Genomic DNA, 18,557 nt, shown 5'->3' with positions numbered 1-18,557 from the left:
TAATTGTACCTCTTAGCATTTTCAATGATGTTGGCTCTTGTAGCAACTGTTCCAATTTCTACGCCAGATAATATGTCTTTATACTCATCATCATCATTAGTGTTTTCAAGTTCGTTAATCTCTGGCTTTTTAAAAGGATGTTTCAAAAAGCTATTTAAATCAGCTTCCGTTACCTTTTTAAGTTTCTGTGTTTCTTTTTTATCAACTTTCTACTTTAATGCTCATAATTTACTCCTCCTCATCCAATATAAAATCAGTTCGAATTTGCGTTAAAACATTAGTATTTTCTTTAATTAAAAAAGATAATTGATTTACTAAATCTATATACTTAGTTTCACTTTCCTTAAGAACACCTAATACACTTAAAGTTTCAATATAATTTTTAAAAAATTGTTGGCGAGTAATCCTTTTTCTTTAGCAATTTCATCCAACTTTTGCACCGACTTTACATCAAGATTTCTAATTATAATATCCATAACTTCTCCTTTTTTCTTGGTTTTTTAGTAGCGTAAATTTTGATACAACCTTTAAGATAATGGGTACCCCCTAGTTCTCTGTATGAGCATAAGGAGTTTTTGATATCACTTGGGGTGATAAACTAGGCAAAGCCTAGCAAAACAGTGATATCACAATTTAGTATGTTTCCGTATACCCTTACGTATCTTTTCAGTGGATTTTTTTACAATTTATAGGTGTTTTCGTATGCCTTTACGTATCTTATTTCGAGCTTTCCTTATATGCCCAGTATCTTTAAAACATTTAGATATTAAATATATACTAAATAGGTTATTCATATTCTTTTACAATTTTTTTTTTGTTTTCATTTATATCATAAATGTTATAATGTTGTAAATTTACAATTTGGAAGACAATAGCAGGTAAAAAGCTAACAGAAAAGCAAGCAATACAGCTTATTGAAAAAGGTAAGACGAATAAAATAAAAGGGTTTAAAAATAAGGCAGGTAAAAAGTTTGATGCTTCTTTATTATATTCAATATAAGGCGGACAAAAGTACACTGATGGTCGCTTATGGTACGTACGAAGTGTTGCCGTAAGACATAGTATATAAGAGTGTTAACATAATTAAATTGGAGGCAATTTTATAATGACAGATAAGACTTTAGTTTGTATTAATTGTGGTAAAGAATTCATATTTACCGAAGGTGAACAAGGATTCTACAAAGAAAAAGGATTCGAAAATGAACCTAAAAGATGTCCTGATTGCAGAAAAGCAAGAAAATTACAAAGAAGCAGAGAATAGTATAAGATTTATTACTAGCTCCATGGGGTTATTTTTTATAATAACCCTATTGGAACTGATAAAGGTGGAAATGAGATATCTCTTATTGATGTATTAAGTAGTGATGAAGATTCTATTATTGATATAGTAGAACGTAAAATACAACTTAAACAGATTTATAATAAGATAAACATAGGTTTGAATAATAGAGAAAAAGCAGTAACTCAAATGCGCTATGGATTACTTGATGGTAATCCTCGAACTCAAAGAGAAATTGCATTGATTCTAGGAATCTCTAGGTCCTATGTTTCTAGAATTGAAAAGAGCGTATTAAAGAAGCTTAATAAGGACTTAAATAATATAAATATAAATACATAGTTAGAGTATGTAATTTTAAAATACGTATTGCATACCATATAGTATAGCGTACGAATGAAGTACGCGATAGTTAATAGCCATTCTCTTTAAGAGAGTGGCTATTTTTAATTATTAATCGGAATAAGATATAGGCCTTATGTTTACGCTAAAAAAACTGATTATATACTTTTAACATAATACTCCTTTTTTATTTTATTATATTAAAATAGCCATAAACTACTATGAATACTGTTTATAATAATACACAAGATAGTAGTACAAAAAAAATAATTATAAAATATAGAGGAGGTAATTTATATGTCAAAAAATAGAGTATTAGTTCCAAAGGCTAAGGCTGGATTAAATAAATTTAAAATGGAAGCTGCTAGGGAAGTAGGAGTAAATCTTAAAGATGGTTACAATGGAGATTTAACTTCAAGAGAGAATGGTTCTGTAGGCGGACAAATGGTTAAAAAAATGGTTGAGGCTTACGAAAAGAATTTATAATACGTAATAAGAAAGACATAAGAAAGCCTGGTGTACGCTAGGCTTTCTTATGTCTTTCTGTCGTTAGACGATCTTTTCACGATATTTGTCTTTTCCCATCCTTATTATATAAAATGATTTTTTATTTCGATATTAACAAAACATATTTTATTTTTTATATACGAACTGTGAAATATATGTTTTTGTAAGATTCATGTTATGGTCTAAAACCCTACTGTTTCCAACGGTATACCTGGAACCTTTTAGAAGTGTTATGAATATATATATCGCGAGAGTATTAAATGTCCAGTGGATAAATATTTATTTATTATATCGGATACTACAGTTATTATTATTTCTTTTAGCCTAGCGTAATTGCTAGGCATTTTTGATGTTAGTGTGTAATAATGCCTGTAAATAAAAAATGCAAAGGTATTAGGGATAAGGGGGCCCCTAACCTAATTACCTTTGCATTTAAAAACCATACCCAAAAAGAAATGGTAATAGTATGTTAACTTAAGTTTAACAAAATAGCAATAACTTAAGTTAATCTATACCTTGGTTTTCACAACAAAAGAGACTAGTATCAATTAGCCTCTTTTAAAAAGAGATATTAAATTTTCATGTCTTTTACATCTTGTCCACTTTTTTAGAAATATTCATTGTTTTATAAATTAAATTATTTAATTAGTTTTCAGTTAAAATTCATAATTGGATTTTAACTAATTAATCGTTGTTGATACTGTAAAAATAGGTTAATAGACTTAGATCAGACCAAGTGGAGGAATGGAAGGGTAGCCCGTAGGGAAAGTCCCATTAGGGAATGCGGTAGTTAGATTTTAGTTGAATTTAATTATGAGTATGATGAGGATAAAAACAGTGTACCTATGGTTTATAGGCGTGTACTATAAAAGTGATTTATAATTCTTTAGTATGTTTTATCTGAACAAACAAATAAATACAAAATTATATTTTGAAGAAATTTTATATTCACACATCAGTGTCATAACTCAAAAGTACTGACAACGGTAAAATTACAACCTAAAGCCAACGTATACGAAGGTGTCAAAACTTATAGTCAAATGTTAAATTTAACGGTGAGGTAAAAAGCTGTAATTTATGGGTATTGTAGAGTAGGGTTGTTAAGGGTTTAGTTAAATTTAACTAAACCCTTAACAACCCTGAAAATTTCTATAAACTTAAGAGTCCTGTAGAAATACAGGCTTTATTTATTTAGTGTATCATGTGGTATATTAGGTTTTATGATATACTTAGTAATAAAGCAATAACAATAATTTGTGGAAAGTTATAAGCGTGAATAGTGTGTATGCTTATTAACAAAAAAATAAGAACATTTTAAATGCCCTTATTTAAATAAATCTACTAGAAAATTAATAATAAGCAATAGAAACGTTTTAAAACAAAAACTAAAAATATTTTTCGAGAAATCTTTCAGAGCTTCGTCAAAACCATTTTTTACAAGTCGGCCAACTTGTGAAAAATGATTTTTAGCTTTTGAAAGATTTTTCTTTTTCCCTTTTGTCATAATACCACCTCTTTTATTTTATAAAATATCATGAATAAATGATATAAAACAATAGGACGTTTAAGTAGTATACTGCTGGGAACTTGTTATATCAATTTTAAAATTAACCACTAGCATTTACTACACATAATTAGTTTTAGGTATCTCAATATCCTTTGGTTTATTATCGTTATTATCCTGTTGACATTGTGTATTGAATGAACAATAATATTATTGTTCATGGCATTAATTGTAACATAAATAGAACATACGTGCGCATGTGAAAATATTATTTTTTTACCAATGACCCTTTTTAATTTTATGCTCTATTGTAGTAGCTGCAATAAGCTTAATAGGAAGTTAAATAATAGTAATATAAATATATAATTAAAATATGGAATTTTTCAGAATCGTATTGAATAGTATATGGTATAGCGTACGAATAAAGTATGCGATAGTTAATAGCCATTCTCCTAAAGAGAGTGGCTATTTTTATAGTCTAATATATTAAAAAGGTTTCAAATTCTTTTAAGAAACTATGTTACAAATTCATTGATATGGCAATTGATTTCTGTCCAAAAGGAATATAAACAAGTTTTTCTTTGGACTATTAGTGAACAAAAGGTTGCAAGGCGTTATATGGTAGCAAAGGTTTTAAAATGACAGATACTCATGAAAACAGAGAGTGTAAATAAATGCTTTTGCAAAAGCACCATAAACGGTCGTTTATGGTGCTGATAGAGTTAGGTACTATTTTAGTTCTTATTTTGGGAAAATGTAGTACCAAAATAATTACCAAAAACAAAGTATCAAAATAGACTATCATCTAACGTTTTTGGTATCTTTTATCCATATAATTTCTTAACGTGGGTTTTGTCGGAAATGTTGGCGAGACCCCTTTAATTCCTTTCATTATGTATTGAATAATATATTACATAAACCTTCTAATTAGAATATATCTCTTTAATAATATCCTCCATTTGAGGCTCTTGAATAGTAATATCTTTTACATTATAATTCTGCATTACGAAATTGACCAATTCTTGTACTTGAATGGTTGCTCTATTAAACTTAATTTCTAAATTATTAGTTGTTTCTACAAAGGTTAAATCCTTAAAGTCTATTTTAAAAATTTCATTAAAGTTTAAATTTTTCTGTTCTTTTATTTGAAATATAACCTTCCTATATATTGCATACTTGTCTTTTATTTCATTAAGTGTTCCATTATATATGATTTTGCCTTTATCAATTATAATAATCTTATTACATAACTGCTCAATATCATCTAAATCATGAGTAGTTAACAAAACAGTAGTCTTTTTGAGTTCGTTAATCCGTTTTATGGATTCTCTAATTTTGCTTTTTACAATGATATCAAGGCCAATTGTAGGTTCATCTAAAAAAATAATTTTAGGATTATGCAATAGCGCAGCTGCTAAATCAGCTCTCATTCTTTGTCCCAAACTCAAATTTCTAACTGGAGTTAAATAAAACTCCTCTAAATCAAGTACTTCTTTTAGCTCAGAAAATGTTTGTTTAAATCTCTCATCAGGTATATCGTAAATTCTTTTAAGTATACTAAAAGATTCCGATACAGGTAAGTCCCACCATAATTGTGTACGTTGTCCAAAAACAACTCCAATATTTTTCGTATGCATTTTTCTGTTTTTGTAAGGCTCTAACCCATTTACAATACACTTCCCAGACGTAGGCGTCATTAATCCAGTCATTATTTTTATAGTAGTAGACTTTCCCGCCCCATTTAGACCAATATATCCTGCTATTTCGCCTTCGAGAATATGGAAATTAACATCATCTATTGCTCTCTTAACTATTTTTTCATTTGAAAATAAAGATTTTATAGCACCTCCAAAACCTTCATATTTTTTATTTGAATAAAAATCCTTACACAAATTTTCAACATGAATCACTTAATCCACCACCTTAAATAAAATTTCTCTAGTTCTAATTACTATTTAGTTTCCTGGAGGTTGATATCTCTTTAATCCTCTATTCCATACAAATAGGCTAATTGATAGAAAACTAATTGCTATGCATACTACAAAGACTACAGGATAATATTGCCAAGTGTAATGTACTCCTAATACATTCCCAATATATTTTTTTTCTCTAATAAAATATACTAAAGGCAAATAACTAACCATTGCAAATGGGAGTATATATGTCAGTAAAAATTTAAGCATCCTATTTTTATATATATCCAGAGGATATTTTGTAAAACTATTAACTTCATAAGTTATCACCATAAATTCTCCACTTGTCATAGTCCAAAATGATATTGCCGCGCAAATAAGTTTTGTTGCAAAATATATCATTAATCCTGCTATTGAAAAGACTAATAATATAATCGATCCTTCAATTCCAAGATTAAGTTTCAATGCTGATTTAGCATAAATGAACATGATAATACCAATCAATAACTCTCCAAAGCCATCAAATTGAATTTTCTCCATAATGATATGGAGAATTGGATTTATGGGGCGCAATAAATATTGAGAAAACTTACCATCCTTTATAGCTCCAAAAGCAATCGACCATAAATTATCATTATATATGTGGTCAATACCTCTTAATATTTGAGAGTATCCATAAAATAATAAGATTTCATTAAACGTATATCCTCCAATTGATTTAATTTGAGTAAATACACTGAATATTACCAAAAAACTCCCAATTTGAAATATGGCTAATCCTATCATGCCCATAGCAAAATCCAATCTATATTCAATTAATGCTTTAATCTGCTGTTTTAAAAATGCTGAATACAATTGCAAAAACTTAACCATTTTAGCCTCCTAATATTGAAATTCTTTTCTCAGCTTTTTTCCATATAAGTTTTATGATAAACATCATAAATATAATCCATATTAATTGCAAAAACATATGAATTAAAATATTTTGTTGACCACTAATTATACCTGTGTATATACCTGATGGGGTATAATACATAGCCTGGAAAGGTAAACAGTAAGAGATATATCCAAGTGCTTGGAACAATTGTTTAATAAATTCAGCGCTTAGAAAAGAGAATGGAAGATAAGTAATATTACTTTTCCCAACCATAAAATACATTTCTATAGCTATTGCCTGTCCAGAAAAAACAAAAGAGAGACTCTTTCTCAAAAAGTGCAATCCCCAACAATTAGTGGCCCAAAAGGCAAGTAGCCCTGTTATATAGCATAAAAAAAACATTATAACAAAAGCCAAAATTAAACTAATTAGAAATTCTAAAAGCACCACAATACTAACCGTATTTATACTTATTCTAAGGATAACAAATAAAAATACAGGCACTATGCTTATTAATTCTCCAATCTTATCTCCTAAATGCCTCGCAAATACCATTGCACCATAATTAAGAGGCTTTAAAAGGCTCATTGCCACGTTGCCACTTTTAACTTCTTCCCCAACTAACAAATCTTGCTGACATAATGTAACATTTTCTACTATTAACCCTATTCCTACATATGAAAGATATTGAACCATAGAAACATTAAATAAAATTCCATTGTTACTTTCAAAAATGGCTTTCCACAAATAATATTGAATTAACATAAATATTAACGGTGATATTGAAAAAACAAGTACCTTAAACTTATATGCATATTTTTGTTTTATTGCATTTTGAAAGAACCCAGAATATTTAATAATTTCATCAAACATAAAGTTGCCCCCCTTGCAAATTTTCTTTCTTATTAATTGCAAAATATTGTATTTGAAATCAAAATGCACCTATTACAACCCATGTATTTGGCTCTAAATCAACGTATTTATCATCTATTATAAAGTTTTTATCCTCACTCTCACAGTATTCTACAAAGTAAGATAACTGCTTTTTATACTTAGTAAAACCAAGTTCCTCTCCATCAAAAAGCATTGGCAAAGTCTCCATTGATCTCAATGATTCTGGAATACGTTCTTTATTAGTCGGATTATCTAAAATATGTGCGCTGTTTACTCTTAAAATAAGTTTTGTATCATAAATCAAGTCACTAATATCAGAGAAATACTCTGCCCTTGTAGGTAATTCACATATTTTCATCAATTCTGGCTTACCATCATCAAAGAACCCTTTTAATACCCAGTCTAAAGCACTAGTTGCTTCTTTGTTTTTTTCAAAATATGCATATATGTATTTATAGTTTTTGGTGAACAACCCTGTATTAAAGCAAGCCATATTGTCATCTATATATATTTGAGAATTTTTTACTGTATCTTCATTGGTCATATTTCTTTCAGTAGCTAAACGACCGAATGTGTGCATTATATAATTCTCCAAAATAGGATTTTTTATATTTTTATTTGCTTCTACATTTTCAAACTTCCATTTTTCTTTTAATGCAAATCCTTCTAGATAATCCAACATTCCAGGCCATGCCCATGGTATATAAGCAAAATCTCTTAAATTTGTTAATATTTTGTTACACATAAAAACCTCCTAAAAATTACAATATAAATTATATCATAGCAATTGTAAAATTTGTAGTAATATAAAAAAATGATTTTTTGTTAATAGCTTACAAAAGGAAGATTTACGACTTACTCTCATTTATCTTGATATTAATCATATAGTTCACTTAGAGTATACCGCAGACGAACGTAAACTAATAGCCTCCAAAGTGGCATTGTATGGTGGGTAATATACATATAAAACGTTCATGTAATAGATGGACTTTAAACGAACGATTTAATATAATAAATATAACGAGGTGATTACATGCAAACTTACTTTTATATCAGAGTTAGTTCAAAGGAACAAAAGACTATTAGACAAGAGGTAAAGGCGAAAGAATATAACATACCAATGGAATGTGTTTATATAGAGAAGGTTAGCGGTAAGAACGTAACAGAAAGACCGGTGTTAACTAATCTAATGGCATCATTAAAAAACGGCGATAAGCTTATTGTAGATAGCATAAGTAGGTTCGCTCGTAACACTAAAGATTTGTTGGAACTTGTAGAACAATTAAATAGTAAGGGCATTATATTTATATCATTAAAGGAGGCCATAGATACTACAACCCCTACTGGAGTATTCATGCTCACAGTATTTGGAGCAGTTGCACAACTTGAACGTGACTACCTAAAAGATAGACAGATGGAAGGCATATCAATTGCAGTAACAGAAGGAAAATATAAAGGACGTAAGTCTATTAAAGTGCCGAAGTTATGGGATAAGTATTACAATATGTACAAGGAAAACACTATAAAAGCGATTGATGTTATGAAAATATTAGAATTAAAGAAAACTACATTTTATAAATTAATTAATCAATATAAAGAGAGCAATTAATACGGATCTGCTGCAAGCATTTGAAATTTAGGACATTATTTATAATACATTTAATGTTATAAGTCAACACGTTATGTTACATTCAAAATGAAATTTTTGAGGAATGGGCAATATAGCCAATGTGAAAGTAACACAATTACCATTGAGTTACATTGAACTTATAATTATTTTTCTGCAAAAAAATAAAAAAGAACTAGCTAATTAAATTAACACTAATTCTTTTTTAGTTTATATACTTATATTTAATTAAAGGGGGACTTTAATTAAAAAAATATTGAGTTGCTATGTATTTATCATAACATATAAGTACTAGGTGCTCCAGTATACTACATATTCAAAGTCATTATACCTCTAAGAGGCATCTATTTCAGCTATATTTAGGTCTCTGTATTCAATTATAAATGAAAATTATTTTAAAATATGAAGAAGATAATTTATATGTCAAGAAATAGCGTATTAGTTCAATCGTTGCATATGAGAAGTATACCATCTACTAAGTAATATTTTCAAAGAGGCAGTAACCGGTACCGCTATTAGCATCCCTAAAAGTCCACCTACATTACCACCTATAATAATAGCAAGCATAATGAATACTGGATGCAAACCTACACTATCTCCAATAATTTTTGGTGCTAACAAGCTATTATCCACTTGTTGAATTACAAGCATTCCAATTATTACCCATATTGCCTTAATGGGTTGTCCACTTAGTAAAGCAATAATTACTGCGAGAACAGTTCCAATAATAGGTCCAATATATGGTATCATGTTACAAATGCCTGCAATAATTCCTATTATTAAAGCATAATCTATTCCAATGAAATACAGTACAATAGCTGACAGAACTCCTACAAAGCAAGCTTCTACTAATTGTCCCCTTATATATTTATAAAACGTACTATTAATAACAGATAGGATTTCTTTTAATATATTTCCTGATTTACTTTTTCCAAATATAAGATTAAAAATTTTATTCCATAAATTCATAAAGTATTCTGAGTCTTGCATTAAATATATACTTAATACTATTGCTATGAAAAACGAAACTATATTGCCTCCTATAGATAGCATAGAAGCTGTCATCACTTCTATGCTTGTCGAAAAATACGACTGAACATAACTTACAGCCTGGATAATCTTTTCATGTAGATTTCCTAGCATCGAAATATTTGAACTTTGTAATTTCTTAGTAATAGTAGAACTAACTACTGATGTCGGGTTATTTAAATAATTATTCAGATATCCTATCATCGTAGATATGGTTATATTATTAGATATTTTTCCACCAATCATAATATATATTCCACTAATAATAGCTACAAAAACAGCTATTACTAATATATACATTCCTGAAATCCCCACTACTCTTCTCGGTGTTGCTCTTTTAAATATTTTTCTCTTTTCCAAGAAATTTTCAATGCTTTTCACACCCGGCTTCAATAAGTAAACAATTACTAATGCCATAAGAAGCGGCTTTATAATTCCAATAATACCTCCTATTATGATTGATATTGAAGATAATATGTCTCTTATATTATTGAAAATTGTTATACCCATATAAATTAGTAGCACGGTTATCGTGGCATATAAACAGTATTGTAATAATTTTTTATCTATTTTCATTTTCTTCTGCCCTTTCTAACTAGTTGCTTTACATTATAATAAATACATAGGCAATGGTAAGTATTAAAATATCCGTTTTTGAATGGGTCTATTTTAGAGGATAAAACAAAACAAACAAATTCTGGATTATCACATAAGATTACGATCCACAATTTATAAGCATTTTTTCTTGTGCCCAAATTAAAACTACTATTCCTAAATATTATCTAATGTTTTCCTCTACCTATAACAAAATCAAAAATAAATATAATTACAGCTATTACAATCAAGATATGTATCATACCTCCACCAATATTAAGGACAAACCCTAGTAACCATAATATTATCATTACTCCTATTATCCATCGTAAAATACCCATATATATCACTTCCTTTCATATATTTATTTTTAACAAAATCCATTAATACATAAATTCAACATTTTTATGAGTTCTAATTAGATTATACTTACCATTTTTGAATCTATTTTAGTTATTATATATATAATAACTAAAATATATGGAGGACTTTAAGTATTATAATTATTACAACCACTCCACCAATTATTGCTAACATATAATTCACACTCCCTTTTGTTTTTAAATTATAATTTATTTATATCGTTCACTTTGCATCACATCTATAGTTCAAGTGATTTTGTCAGCCAAAAGATCCGATTATAAGAAGGGTTAGACCCTCTTTACTTTTTCTATGTTCTCTTGTAATTGTATTCTGTCATACTCTTTTTTTTCTCTATCTATTAGTTTTTCTGTAACAAAAAATAAAACAATTATAATTAATGTATAGAATAATATTATAAACAATTAAGTTTAATAACGACATGTTATGGGTCTCTGTAGCAATAAAACAAAAACTGCAATGGTAAATACAATTTATACCATTGAAGTTTAATTAATTAGTTCTTTATCAACATACACATTTACACCTACATATAGTTATATCAAAAAAATACAGATTCTCGCTCACCTGTTTTAGCGTAAAGGTTCATTGGAATCCAGCTCATCGATCCAGTATCCCTGTTGTTTATAATGTTGATACAGTCCATTCTCGTAATCTCGGGTTAACAGAGCTTCATTTGTGTATTCCGGTGACTGCTTTATGTCTTCACGAAGAAGAGTGATGAATACTTTAGATTCATCCCAACTAACGCGTTCTATCCATTTTGGTGAAATAAGAACCTTTTTCCCCGGCAACCAATTATTTGTATCAATGATTAGGTAACGAATCGCCAATGTTTTATCATCGATTACAAAATCATCAACATGTCCAATCGTGCCATCTGTAGCTTGGATGTCGTACCCAATTACATCACTAGCCATGTGTAAATGGTTTTCCCACTGTTCGTTAACTTGAGGTGATCCCATTAATTTTTCTTGGTCTTGACTACTCTCTATGTGAGGAGAAAGTCCAGGTGTTCCCCACATGTTTGGTCCACCCCAATATACGGGCCATTCATAATACTTATAGTAATCTTCTTCATATTGTCGTGATATAGGTTCATCATTATACAAAGAAGGACTGTTTTCAATCTTATTCTTGGTGAGATTAATGGTGATGGATTGTTCTTCTTTATTAACCCCCGCCAACGCATACGGTGAGATTATTACTTGTCTACCAGTTAACCAATTTCCTGTGTTTACAATCAAATAGCGAATTGCCCAAAAGTGGTCATCAAAATAGAATTCTTTGACCTTACCTATTTCTCCGTCTATACAATTTAATTTGTAATTCTTTAGTGTTTTGGCTTTGTTTAACATAATAACATCCCTTTCATATTTTATTTTTTTGTAAAATGGTACTGTGTTATATTTAAAATAACACTTTCTATTATCGTCCTCTTCCACCAATAACATCAAAAATGAATAATATAACAACTATTACAATTAATATGTGTATCAGGCCACCACCAATATGAAGCACCAGCCCCAATAACCAGAAAATTATTAATATTCCTGCTAACCAACGTAATAATCCCATATATATCACTCCTTTATAAACTGATTTTTGACAAATAGTGTTAACACCTAAACTTTATGTCTAATATTACACAAATTTAAATTTACAGAAAACTTAGAATATTATGGTTACATTGTATCACTAATTCCCCTTTGTTTCAACTTTTACGACAATTAATTTGCTTAATTCATTTACTTATTTATACAAAAGCTGAAAATATTTGGTTTAAATAAAAGGAATTAGTAATAATTTGTCGAAATATTGTAATGGGATACAAAAATATTTAAAATAAAAAATAAGGAGATGGGTTTATGTTATTTAGATCACTAGGCTTGTTTGTTTTTTTTATATTTATAATAACAATTACAAAAAAACAAATGAAGTTGCCTACAATTGGTCTTATGCTATCAATGGCTATACTTCTAACAGGTGTATCAATATCTTCATTTGCATTTGCATCTAATAATACTACTAAAGTAGATAGTAATAGTGTTGGAATTTCTAATCCTAAGATATCCAAAGAAATGGGTCTAAAAATCGTGACATCAAGGGTTGTGGGCTTCCATGTTCTTTATGATTCAAAAAGGGTTATTAATAAAAACATTTATTATTTATACACTCTAAACACGGATGGATACACATTGGATGATATTGCTTACTGTGTTAATGTGGATAGTGGAAAGTTATTTAAGTGTTCAATTGATATGGTTCTGTTGCAAATCGAATAACGAAACACAAGCAACTAATTTATAATATATTCGACTTACTAATAAAATATTTTTGATACTTATTTTATCCATTCTTAATTGTATAAAATCCCTCAATAAGAACATAATAGCAACATATTGTAAATGATTTATAGCATTCAACATAATAAGGTGTTGGGTAAATAAATGAGCAAATTCGACATATTTATCACATAAGTATGTTATACTAATCTCCAATTACTTGTTATTACAAATACAAATATATAATAAGTAAGAGTAACAAATAACAAGAATTTAATTTGAGTCCCCCTTAAATTAAATAGAATCATAAAAGTATAAAAAGGAATTAGCATTATATAGCTAATTCCTTTAGTTTTTTTAACAATTTATTTTTCATATCATGAGCACTTGTTGTGAAAGTTATTAAAGTGCTGACTTTTCAACCTTATATAGGGGGTGGCAGCTAGACTGTACCTGTAATAAAATGCTTCTCATTTTCATTATTAAAGACAAAATTATTAGGAAGTATAAATGGCAAGGCAAAGGAAATCGATATAAATATCATTTCTAGTATTCCTTTATTTTGAATTTTAATTTTAATAACGTAATAAATTTAGTAATATACTAATATAATGGAGGATTTATGGCAGGCGATGAAGAACAATTTATTGAACTTTTATTAGCTGAAAAAAATGAAATTGAAGAATTGAAAAAGTTATTAGGGAAGTGTAGTTTACCATCTAAAATTAAAAAATTTAGAGTTAAGTTAAGCGAAATAGAAGCAATGTTGAAATCTATGGAAAAAGAAACGGCCTTAGCTCCATGGAATTTAGGGCTTTAGCCACCCCACTAGTAATACTCTGGTAGTATCGGCAGATAAAACGGAAAATCTTCTAAAATTGGTAGAACAACAACCAGAATTAGAAGAGCTTCTAAAGTGGTGGAGAAACGAAAAAAATATTATAGATATACCAGAAATTGCGTTAAATAAGGCAGAATTCACTGGCGAATCAAGCGGCTTGAACCCTAAATGACTGCACGTTTATTTGTTGAATATAAAATAGCAGTCACATCAGTTTATCGATATGACTGCATTCTACATGAAGCGTTATAAATCAAATTAATTTACAAACTATCTTTCCATAATTCGTGAATATTACAATATTCTCGTACACTTAAAACTTCTTCATTTATAATAAATAGAGCTTGAGGTATTTCGCCAGGGTTTAGATATTTTCTAAATAGTTTATTTGCGGTTTGAACTTCTATCCATTCAATATAATGCGTTTCTGACATTGGATGTTCAACAGCACCAACTTTAACAAGAACTCCACCTTTAACCTTTTCAATAACTGGCACATGCTTTTCTTTTGCTGCATCCACTGTATTTTCAACTTGTAATGTCATTGGCTGTCCGCAACAAACTAAAACTCCATCACCTGAATGTAAAACTTCTACGATATTACCACAAATTTCGCATTTATAGACTTCTTTAAGTTTAGGCATAATTATACCTACAAAATTTTATATTTTAATATACGCGTTAACTAACTAATCCTCTTTTTCTTGTCCTTTTACATCATCGTATACAAAATTGCAAGGTTTCCCTTCACAATTTAAAACCTCCTCATCATTGTCCCCAGTATAAATATTTTTACTATTTACGTCACTTTCTTGTTTGTCATTTAAGGGATTATGATTATCCCAATATTTTTCAGCTTTATTTTCCATCTTTTCTAGTCTAGTATAATAGTCAGGAAATTCTTCCAAATGTGCAAGCGCAATTTTTGCTGTAACTAATGGGTCATTATCTGAAACATTTGTATGTGGAGATATCTTTCCATGTTCAAGCTCAACCACCAATCCCATTCTGAACTGTTCTACATTAAATTTTGTCCAATTAATTCCAATACTTTCACCAATTTCTTTAGCTCTTTCACTCGTAAATAATGTTTCTTCTAACATAGAAAACACTTCCTTTTATATTTTTTTAATAAAATGAATTTTACTTAGAGGCCACATCCCTTCTTACTAATTAACCTTAACATGAGTTAAAAAATATAATAATAGGCTAACAGCTGAATAAATAAGTGGGCGAACAGACCATTGACTAATTTTCAATTTTACTAATATACCTTTTGGCGGTTCAGGCAAAAACACCCATTTGGTAGTACTTGATATAATTATGCCTATTCTTGATGGTTTGGGAGTTCTAGAGAGGCACATAAATAACCTTATTTTTATTTTTTTCTAGAACCGACATTTTGCTTTTTATGATTTACAACAATGTTTATGATAATCATCATATTAAAAACTCATTTGTATAATATTGCATATAAGAATATACTAGAAATAATGGTAAAAATTATATTAAAAATTATAAAAATCAAAAACAAGGAGAAAAGAAAAAAATACATATAACTGTTATTATAATTTCAATTATGGCAAGTATTGAATGTTTAAATAGAATGCATCTACTACAAGTTATATAATTAATTTATTATAATAAACTTTAAGTAAGAATTGTTGACAAGGAGGAAACGCATCAGAATGTATAAATTAAAAGACATCGGAACAATTCACAATAATGATATAGGCGTAAAAAACATTTCATTTGAGGGGATAATAATAGGCAATATATCTTTTGAGATAAATAAAAACAGGATGTATGTGAACGATATAAACGTAGACATTAAATATACACATAAGAAGCATGCAACATATTTATTAATACAATTAGTAAAAGAATTTAACATTGATATTATTGATGGTACTGGAACATATGATGAAGGAGAATACTTCTGGAAAAGGTTAGGATCTAAAATGTCAGAGTATATATACTAAAAATATTGTAGACGTCCAAGGAGACACTCCACAATATTTTTGTTTAGGTAGGAATTTCAAATTAACAAGAGAACAGTTAATAAAATATAGTAAATTAAAATAGTAAATTAAAATAGTAGATTTCCTCAATCTAGTTAATCACTATAATAAAGATAAACAATTTTCTATTACATAGTTTAAACAAAACGAATGTCGTGAAAACTTAATTTCACGACATCTTATTTTAATTCATACCATAAATATTTTTTAAATTCCTTTATAGCTTGTCCAAACTTTTAAGGATGATTAATCACATTCATTGCATTCGTGTCTGTTGCGCTTGTTACATTCATGTCTATCACATTCATTGCATTCGTGTCTGTTGCGCTTGTTACATTCATGTCTATCACATTCATTGCATTCATGTCTGTTGCACTTGTTACATTCATGTCTATCACATTCATTGCATTCATGTCTGTTGCACTTGTTACATTCATGTCTATCACATTCGTTGCATTCGGGTCTGTTGCACTTGTTACATTCATGTCTATCACTAACAGCGTGCCAATAACTATACATAGTTTTACCTCCTAGCAGTATCAGTATTTAAACTGCTACTTCATATTATTCAGATAAAGGTATACTGTGATAGCACTGCTTTTTTTTATATTAGTCTCATTTTAGGATAAGCTGCATATAATAATAAAGTCTAAAAACAAGGAGTGATGTTAATGTCGAAGCATGATGATAATTGTGGCTGTGAAAAAAAACATGATGATAAAGATTGTTGTAAAAAAGAAAAGCAATTTCACAACCATGAATTCTTAGGAAGCACTAGATTAGCTGAATTAGGTAGTGAGGATGCTCATAATCATAGATTTGCTGGAGTATCTGGTCCTGCAATACCCGTTAAAGGTGGGCATGTTCATAAAGTTAAATCAAGAACAGACTTTTTTGACCACTTTCATGAATTTGAAGAAGTTTCAGGTCTACCAATACCAGTTGGCGATGGTAGGCATGTCCATTTTGTAGAAGCTAAAACTAATGTCGTTGATGACCATTTCCACGAGTTAATATTTGCTACACTTATAGAAGCTCCAATATTTCAAGAAGAGGCTTAGTATAAATGTAGTTGAGTTAAGGTGCTGCTGTAAAAGGCAGCGCTTTCTTCTTTATACTCCTTCATAGCAAAATACCATAAAATTCATTTCTGAATAATACGGTTTTTCACTTTTATAATTACTTTAGTTCTTTCACTTCACAACGCGTCACACACTGGTTTCAAAACTGCAAATAGACTTTCAATACATAGTTGACGTCTTTTAACATTTTAAATATTCTTTGAAAATATCTTCAATAAACGCAAATAGTGATTTGCTTCACGTAGGGTATGGTCACCTAATAATGGTATTATTATGGATTTGATTTTACATTCTACCAATCCTTGCGTACCTTGTGTTTTAAATTTAGCTATTTCTATAGTTGCTTTTAGGCTGTCCTTAGTTACTTTTGAAATTGGGATTGTTTTATCCATCGCTTCTTTTGATTCTTTTGTCAACATATCAAACTCATTTCCAAAATTATTTGCTGCATTTATAAGCTCATTTTCAGTTGGATCAAGAAGTCCACGAATAAATTTTGAGTGTTCAGCCATAATTCTGTTCCAAAAAGTTTCTTGCTCATACATATCTTTCACTAAATTGATTTCCTCACGATTTTGCAGTCTTAGAATTATCTGATAATAAAATTTTGCTTCTCTTAAAATATGGTCTATAAGTAAAGGGTAATTACTTGTAAATATCCTACATGATATAACCCCTGACAAAATCATAGTCTTAAATTGAGCTAGGGCCATAACTAATTGCATTGCTCTCTGATTAAGCATACATACTCTTTGTTCAAGCATAGGATTATCTGTCATTAATTCATTGCTGCCCATTAATCCTGCTTCTGATTTCGTCAAATTGATTGGAATATTTACTCCTGTAAAATATGCTGTAGCCATCTCAGCTTTTAATGTAAAAGGTGTTATAACTTCACCAGACTGTAATACACTAGGGCTAACAACACCGTTAGAAAGTGATATAGTATCCGCTAAAAGTCTGTCAAACTCTAGTCGGAAGTTATCCGCCTGTTGGATATAATTTGAGTCCTTTGGTGTAAACCCTACTTCTAAAAAGAATGAGTGTTCCTTCATAATCCTTGCAAAAAAAAGATGTATTTCCAGCGATTGTCGTATGAATTCAGTACTAGATAGCATAGTAAATCCTCCTTAAAAATTTTCATTCGCTTTCATTATATTAATTGAATACGTAAAAAGTTACTTTTTTCTATTCAGTTTTGCTAAAACCCTATATTCTTGCTAGTTACTGTATGAAAATGCCAAAATATTTGAGGCTATTATTAATATAAAGAATTTAAAAGGTTCCATATTCTATTCTAACTATATATTTAAGGGGTATCAGTATAATAAGTAAATCATAAGGGCATAATTGGAAGGCAGTTACTACGCTGAAGGGAATGATG

General features: G+C 29.2%; 22 protein-coding genes and 1 pseudogene. 10 read left to right on the top strand and 13 right to left on the bottom strand.

Annotated features, from left to right (window positions below; all coding sequences use genetic code 11):
• The first annotated feature begins 859 nt into the window (after positions 1-859).
• The 4 genes and pseudogenes from LGK95_RS19785 to LGK95_RS19770 all read left to right on the top strand — a co-directional run bounded on the left by LGK95_RS19785 (position 860) and on the right by LGK95_RS19770 (position 2,104).
• Positions 860-1,000, top strand: a complete 141-nt coding sequence (locus LGK95_RS19785) for a topoisomerase C-terminal repeat-containing protein (RefSeq protein ID WP_226126638.1) — start codon at positions 860-862, stop codon at positions 998-1,000.
• A gap of 105 nt (positions 1,001-1,105) precedes the next feature.
• Positions 1,106-1,261, top strand: coding sequence for a zinc-ribbon domain-containing protein (locus tag LGK95_RS19780; RefSeq protein ID WP_226126637.1), 156 nt, complete (start codon positions 1,106-1,108; stop codon positions 1,259-1,261).
• 42 nt (positions 1,262-1,303) lie between these two features.
• Positions 1,304-1,618, top strand: a pseudogene (locus LGK95_RS19775) (sigma factor-like helix-turn-helix DNA-binding protein); the annotation flags it as partial.
• A 297-nt stretch (positions 1,619-1,915) separates the two neighbouring features.
• On the top strand, positions 1,916-2,104 hold the full coding sequence (locus LGK95_RS19770) for an alpha/beta-type small acid-soluble spore protein (RefSeq protein ID WP_226126636.1): 189 nt from the start codon (positions 1,916-1,918) through the stop codon (positions 2,102-2,104).
• A 1,345-nt stretch (positions 2,105-3,449) separates the two neighbouring features.
• Here LGK95_RS19770 and LGK95_RS19765 read toward each other — a convergent pair.
• The 5 genes from LGK95_RS19765 to LGK95_RS19745 form a co-directional block, all read right to left on the bottom strand.
• Positions 3,450-3,629, bottom strand: a complete 180-nt coding sequence (locus LGK95_RS19765; protein ID WP_226126635.1) for a hypothetical protein — start codon at positions 3,627-3,629, stop codon at positions 3,450-3,452.
• 923 nt (positions 3,630-4,552) lie between these two features.
• Positions 4,553-5,539, bottom strand: coding sequence for an ABC transporter ATP-binding protein (locus LGK95_RS19760; protein WP_226126634.1), 987 nt, complete (start codon positions 5,537-5,539; stop codon positions 4,553-4,555).
• Positions 5,540-5,584: 45 nt separating this feature from the next.
• Positions 5,585-6,415 (bottom strand): ABC transporter permease, encoded by an 831-nt coding sequence (locus tag LGK95_RS19755; RefSeq protein ID WP_226126633.1) that lies wholly within the window; start codon positions 6,413-6,415, stop codon positions 5,585-5,587.
• A gap of 1 nt (position 6,416) precedes the next feature.
• A complete protein-coding gene (locus tag LGK95_RS19750; protein WP_226126632.1) occupies positions 6,417-7,292 on the bottom strand; it encodes an ABC transporter permease in 876 nt (291 codons plus the stop codon).
• A gap of 58 nt (positions 7,293-7,350) precedes the next feature.
• Complete coding sequence (locus LGK95_RS19745; RefSeq protein ID WP_226126631.1) at positions 7,351-8,058, bottom strand: DUF3825 domain-containing protein; 708 nt, start codon at positions 8,056-8,058, stop codon at positions 7,351-7,353.
• A 288-nt stretch (positions 8,059-8,346) separates the two neighbouring features.
• Between LGK95_RS19745 and LGK95_RS19740 the strand changes: the two genes are divergently transcribed.
• Entirely contained in the window at positions 8,347-8,922 is a 576-nt protein-coding gene (locus LGK95_RS19740; RefSeq protein WP_226126630.1) for a recombinase family protein, read from the top strand.
• 456 nt (positions 8,923-9,378) lie between these two features.
• Here the strand turns inward: LGK95_RS19740 and LGK95_RS19735 are convergent, their stop codons facing one another.
• The 4 genes from LGK95_RS19735 to LGK95_RS19720 form a co-directional block, all read right to left on the bottom strand.
• Positions 9,379-10,545 carry an AI-2E family transporter gene (locus tag LGK95_RS19735; protein WP_226126629.1) on the bottom strand — a complete coding sequence of 389 codons (1,167 nt, stop codon included), beginning with the start codon at positions 10,543-10,545 and terminating at the stop codon, positions 9,379-9,381.
• Positions 10,546-10,751: 206 nt separating this feature from the next.
• Positions 10,752-10,904, bottom strand: coding sequence for a lmo0937 family membrane protein (locus LGK95_RS19730; protein WP_226126628.1), 153 nt, complete (start codon positions 10,902-10,904; stop codon positions 10,752-10,754).
• Between the two features lie 612 nt (positions 10,905-11,516).
• On the bottom strand, positions 11,517-12,302 hold the full coding sequence (locus LGK95_RS19725) for a PRC-barrel domain containing protein (protein ID WP_226126627.1): 786 nt from the start codon (positions 12,300-12,302) through the stop codon (positions 11,517-11,519).
• A gap of 70 nt (positions 12,303-12,372) precedes the next feature.
• Entirely contained in the window at positions 12,373-12,522 is a 150-nt protein-coding gene (locus LGK95_RS19720; protein WP_226126626.1) for a lmo0937 family membrane protein, read from the bottom strand.
• A 290-nt stretch (positions 12,523-12,812) separates the two neighbouring features.
• Between LGK95_RS19720 and LGK95_RS19715 the strand changes: the two genes are divergently transcribed.
• The 3 genes from LGK95_RS19715 (at position 12,813) to LGK95_RS22585 (ending at position 14,242) form a co-directional block, all read left to right on the top strand.
• A complete protein-coding gene (locus LGK95_RS19715; RefSeq protein WP_226126625.1) occupies positions 12,813-13,229 on the top strand; it encodes a hypothetical protein in 417 nt (138 codons plus the stop codon).
• Between the two features lie 622 nt (positions 13,230-13,851).
• Positions 13,852-14,049, top strand: a complete 198-nt coding sequence (locus LGK95_RS19710; protein WP_226126624.1) for a hypothetical protein — start codon at positions 13,852-13,854, stop codon at positions 14,047-14,049.
• 58 nt (positions 14,050-14,107) lie between these two features.
• On the top strand, positions 14,108-14,242 hold the full coding sequence (locus LGK95_RS22585) for a hypothetical protein (protein WP_264174622.1): 135 nt from the start codon (positions 14,108-14,110) through the stop codon (positions 14,240-14,242).
• A gap of 91 nt (positions 14,243-14,333) precedes the next feature.
• Here the strand turns inward: LGK95_RS22585 and LGK95_RS19705 are convergent, their stop codons facing one another.
• Entirely contained in the window at positions 14,334-14,714 is a 381-nt protein-coding gene (locus LGK95_RS19705; protein ID WP_226126623.1) for a desulfoferrodoxin, read from the bottom strand.
• Positions 14,715-14,759: 45 nt separating this feature from the next.
• On the bottom strand, positions 14,760-15,173 hold the full coding sequence (locus tag LGK95_RS19700; RefSeq protein ID WP_226126622.1) for a DUF5661 family protein: 414 nt from the start codon (positions 15,171-15,173) through the stop codon (positions 14,760-14,762).
• A 585-nt stretch (positions 15,174-15,758) separates the two neighbouring features.
• Here LGK95_RS19700 and LGK95_RS19695 point away from each other — a divergent pair.
• Complete coding sequence (locus tag LGK95_RS19695) at positions 15,759-16,052, top strand: hypothetical protein (protein ID WP_226126621.1); 294 nt, start codon at positions 15,759-15,761, stop codon at positions 16,050-16,052.
• Positions 16,053-16,327: 275 nt separating this feature from the next.
• On the opposite strand, the gene LGK95_RS19690 is transcribed toward LGK95_RS19695, so the two are convergent.
• Entirely contained in the window at positions 16,328-16,585 is a 258-nt protein-coding gene (locus LGK95_RS19690; RefSeq protein ID WP_226126620.1) for a hypothetical protein, read from the bottom strand.
• A 177-nt stretch (positions 16,586-16,762) separates the two neighbouring features.
• Between LGK95_RS19690 and LGK95_RS19685 the strand changes: the two genes are divergently transcribed.
• The gene (locus tag LGK95_RS19685; RefSeq protein ID WP_226126619.1) at positions 16,763-17,152 is read left to right on the top strand and encodes a YmaF family protein; all 390 of its coding nucleotides are present in this window, start codon (positions 16,763-16,765) and stop codon (positions 17,150-17,152) included.
• Positions 17,153-17,361: 209 nt separating this feature from the next.
• Here the strand turns inward: LGK95_RS19685 and LGK95_RS19680 are convergent, their stop codons facing one another.
• Complete coding sequence (locus LGK95_RS19680) at positions 17,362-18,291, bottom strand: DUF2935 domain-containing protein (protein WP_226126618.1); 930 nt, start codon at positions 18,289-18,291, stop codon at positions 17,362-17,364.
• Positions 18,292-18,557: the final 266 nt, after the last annotated feature.

It is taken from the genome of Clostridium algoriphilum, assembly GCF_020443705.1.
GTDB classification, from domain to species: Bacteria; Bacillota; Clostridia; order Clostridiales; family Clostridiaceae; genus Clostridium_AD; species Clostridium_AD algoriphilum.
This window is presented reverse-complemented; position numbering and strand designations above follow the sequence as displayed.

Coding starts and splice junctions, on each gene's coding strand:
- LGK95_RS19710 (WP_226126624.1), top strand. CDS start 13,852: ATGGCAGGCGATGAAGAACAATTTATTGAACTTTTATTAGCTGAAAAA.
- LGK95_RS19700 (WP_226126622.1), bottom strand. CDS start 15,173: ATGTTAGAAGAAACATTATTTACGAGTGAAAGAGCTAAAGAAATTGGT.
- LGK95_RS19745 (WP_226126631.1), bottom strand. CDS start 8,058: ATGTGTAACAAAATATTAACAAATTTAAGAGATTTTGCTTATATACCA.
- LGK95_RS19730 (WP_226126628.1), bottom strand. CDS start 10,904: ATGGGTATTTTACGATGGATAATAGGAGTAATGATAATATTATGGTTA.
- LGK95_RS19765 (WP_226126635.1), bottom strand. CDS start 3,629: ATGACAAAAGGGAAAAAGAAAAATCTTTCAAAAGCTAAAAATCATTTT.
- LGK95_RS19735 (WP_226126629.1), bottom strand. CDS start 10,545: ATGAAAATAGATAAAAAATTATTACAATACTGTTTATATGCCACGATA.
- LGK95_RS19680 (WP_226126618.1), bottom strand. CDS start 18,291: ATGCTATCTAGTACTGAATTCATACGACAATCGCTGGAAATACATCTT.
- LGK95_RS19740 (WP_226126630.1), top strand. CDS start 8,347: ATGCAAACTTACTTTTATATCAGAGTTAGTTCAAAGGAACAAAAGACT.
- LGK95_RS19720 (WP_226126626.1), bottom strand. CDS start 12,522: ATGGGATTATTACGTTGGTTAGCAGGAATATTAATAATTTTCTGGTTA.
- LGK95_RS19725 (WP_226126627.1), bottom strand. CDS start 12,302: ATGTTAAACAAAGCCAAAACACTAAAGAATTACAAATTAAATTGTATA.
- LGK95_RS19715 (WP_226126625.1), top strand. CDS start 12,813: ATGTTATTTAGATCACTAGGCTTGTTTGTTTTTTTTATATTTATAATA.
- LGK95_RS19755 (WP_226126633.1), bottom strand. CDS start 6,415: ATGGTTAAGTTTTTGCAATTGTATTCAGCATTTTTAAAACAGCAGATT.
- LGK95_RS19695 (WP_226126621.1), top strand. CDS start 15,759: ATGTATAAATTAAAAGACATCGGAACAATTCACAATAATGATATAGGC.
- LGK95_RS19770 (WP_226126636.1), top strand. CDS start 1,916: ATGTCAAAAAATAGAGTATTAGTTCCAAAGGCTAAGGCTGGATTAAAT.
- LGK95_RS19705 (WP_226126623.1), bottom strand. CDS start 14,714: ATGCCTAAACTTAAAGAAGTCTATAAATGCGAAATTTGTGGTAATATC.
- LGK95_RS19750 (WP_226126632.1), bottom strand. CDS start 7,292: ATGTTTGATGAAATTATTAAATATTCTGGGTTCTTTCAAAATGCAATA.
- LGK95_RS19685 (WP_226126619.1), top strand. CDS start 16,763: ATGTCGAAGCATGATGATAATTGTGGCTGTGAAAAAAAACATGATGAT.
- LGK95_RS19780 (WP_226126637.1), top strand. CDS start 1,106: ATGACAGATAAGACTTTAGTTTGTATTAATTGTGGTAAAGAATTCATA.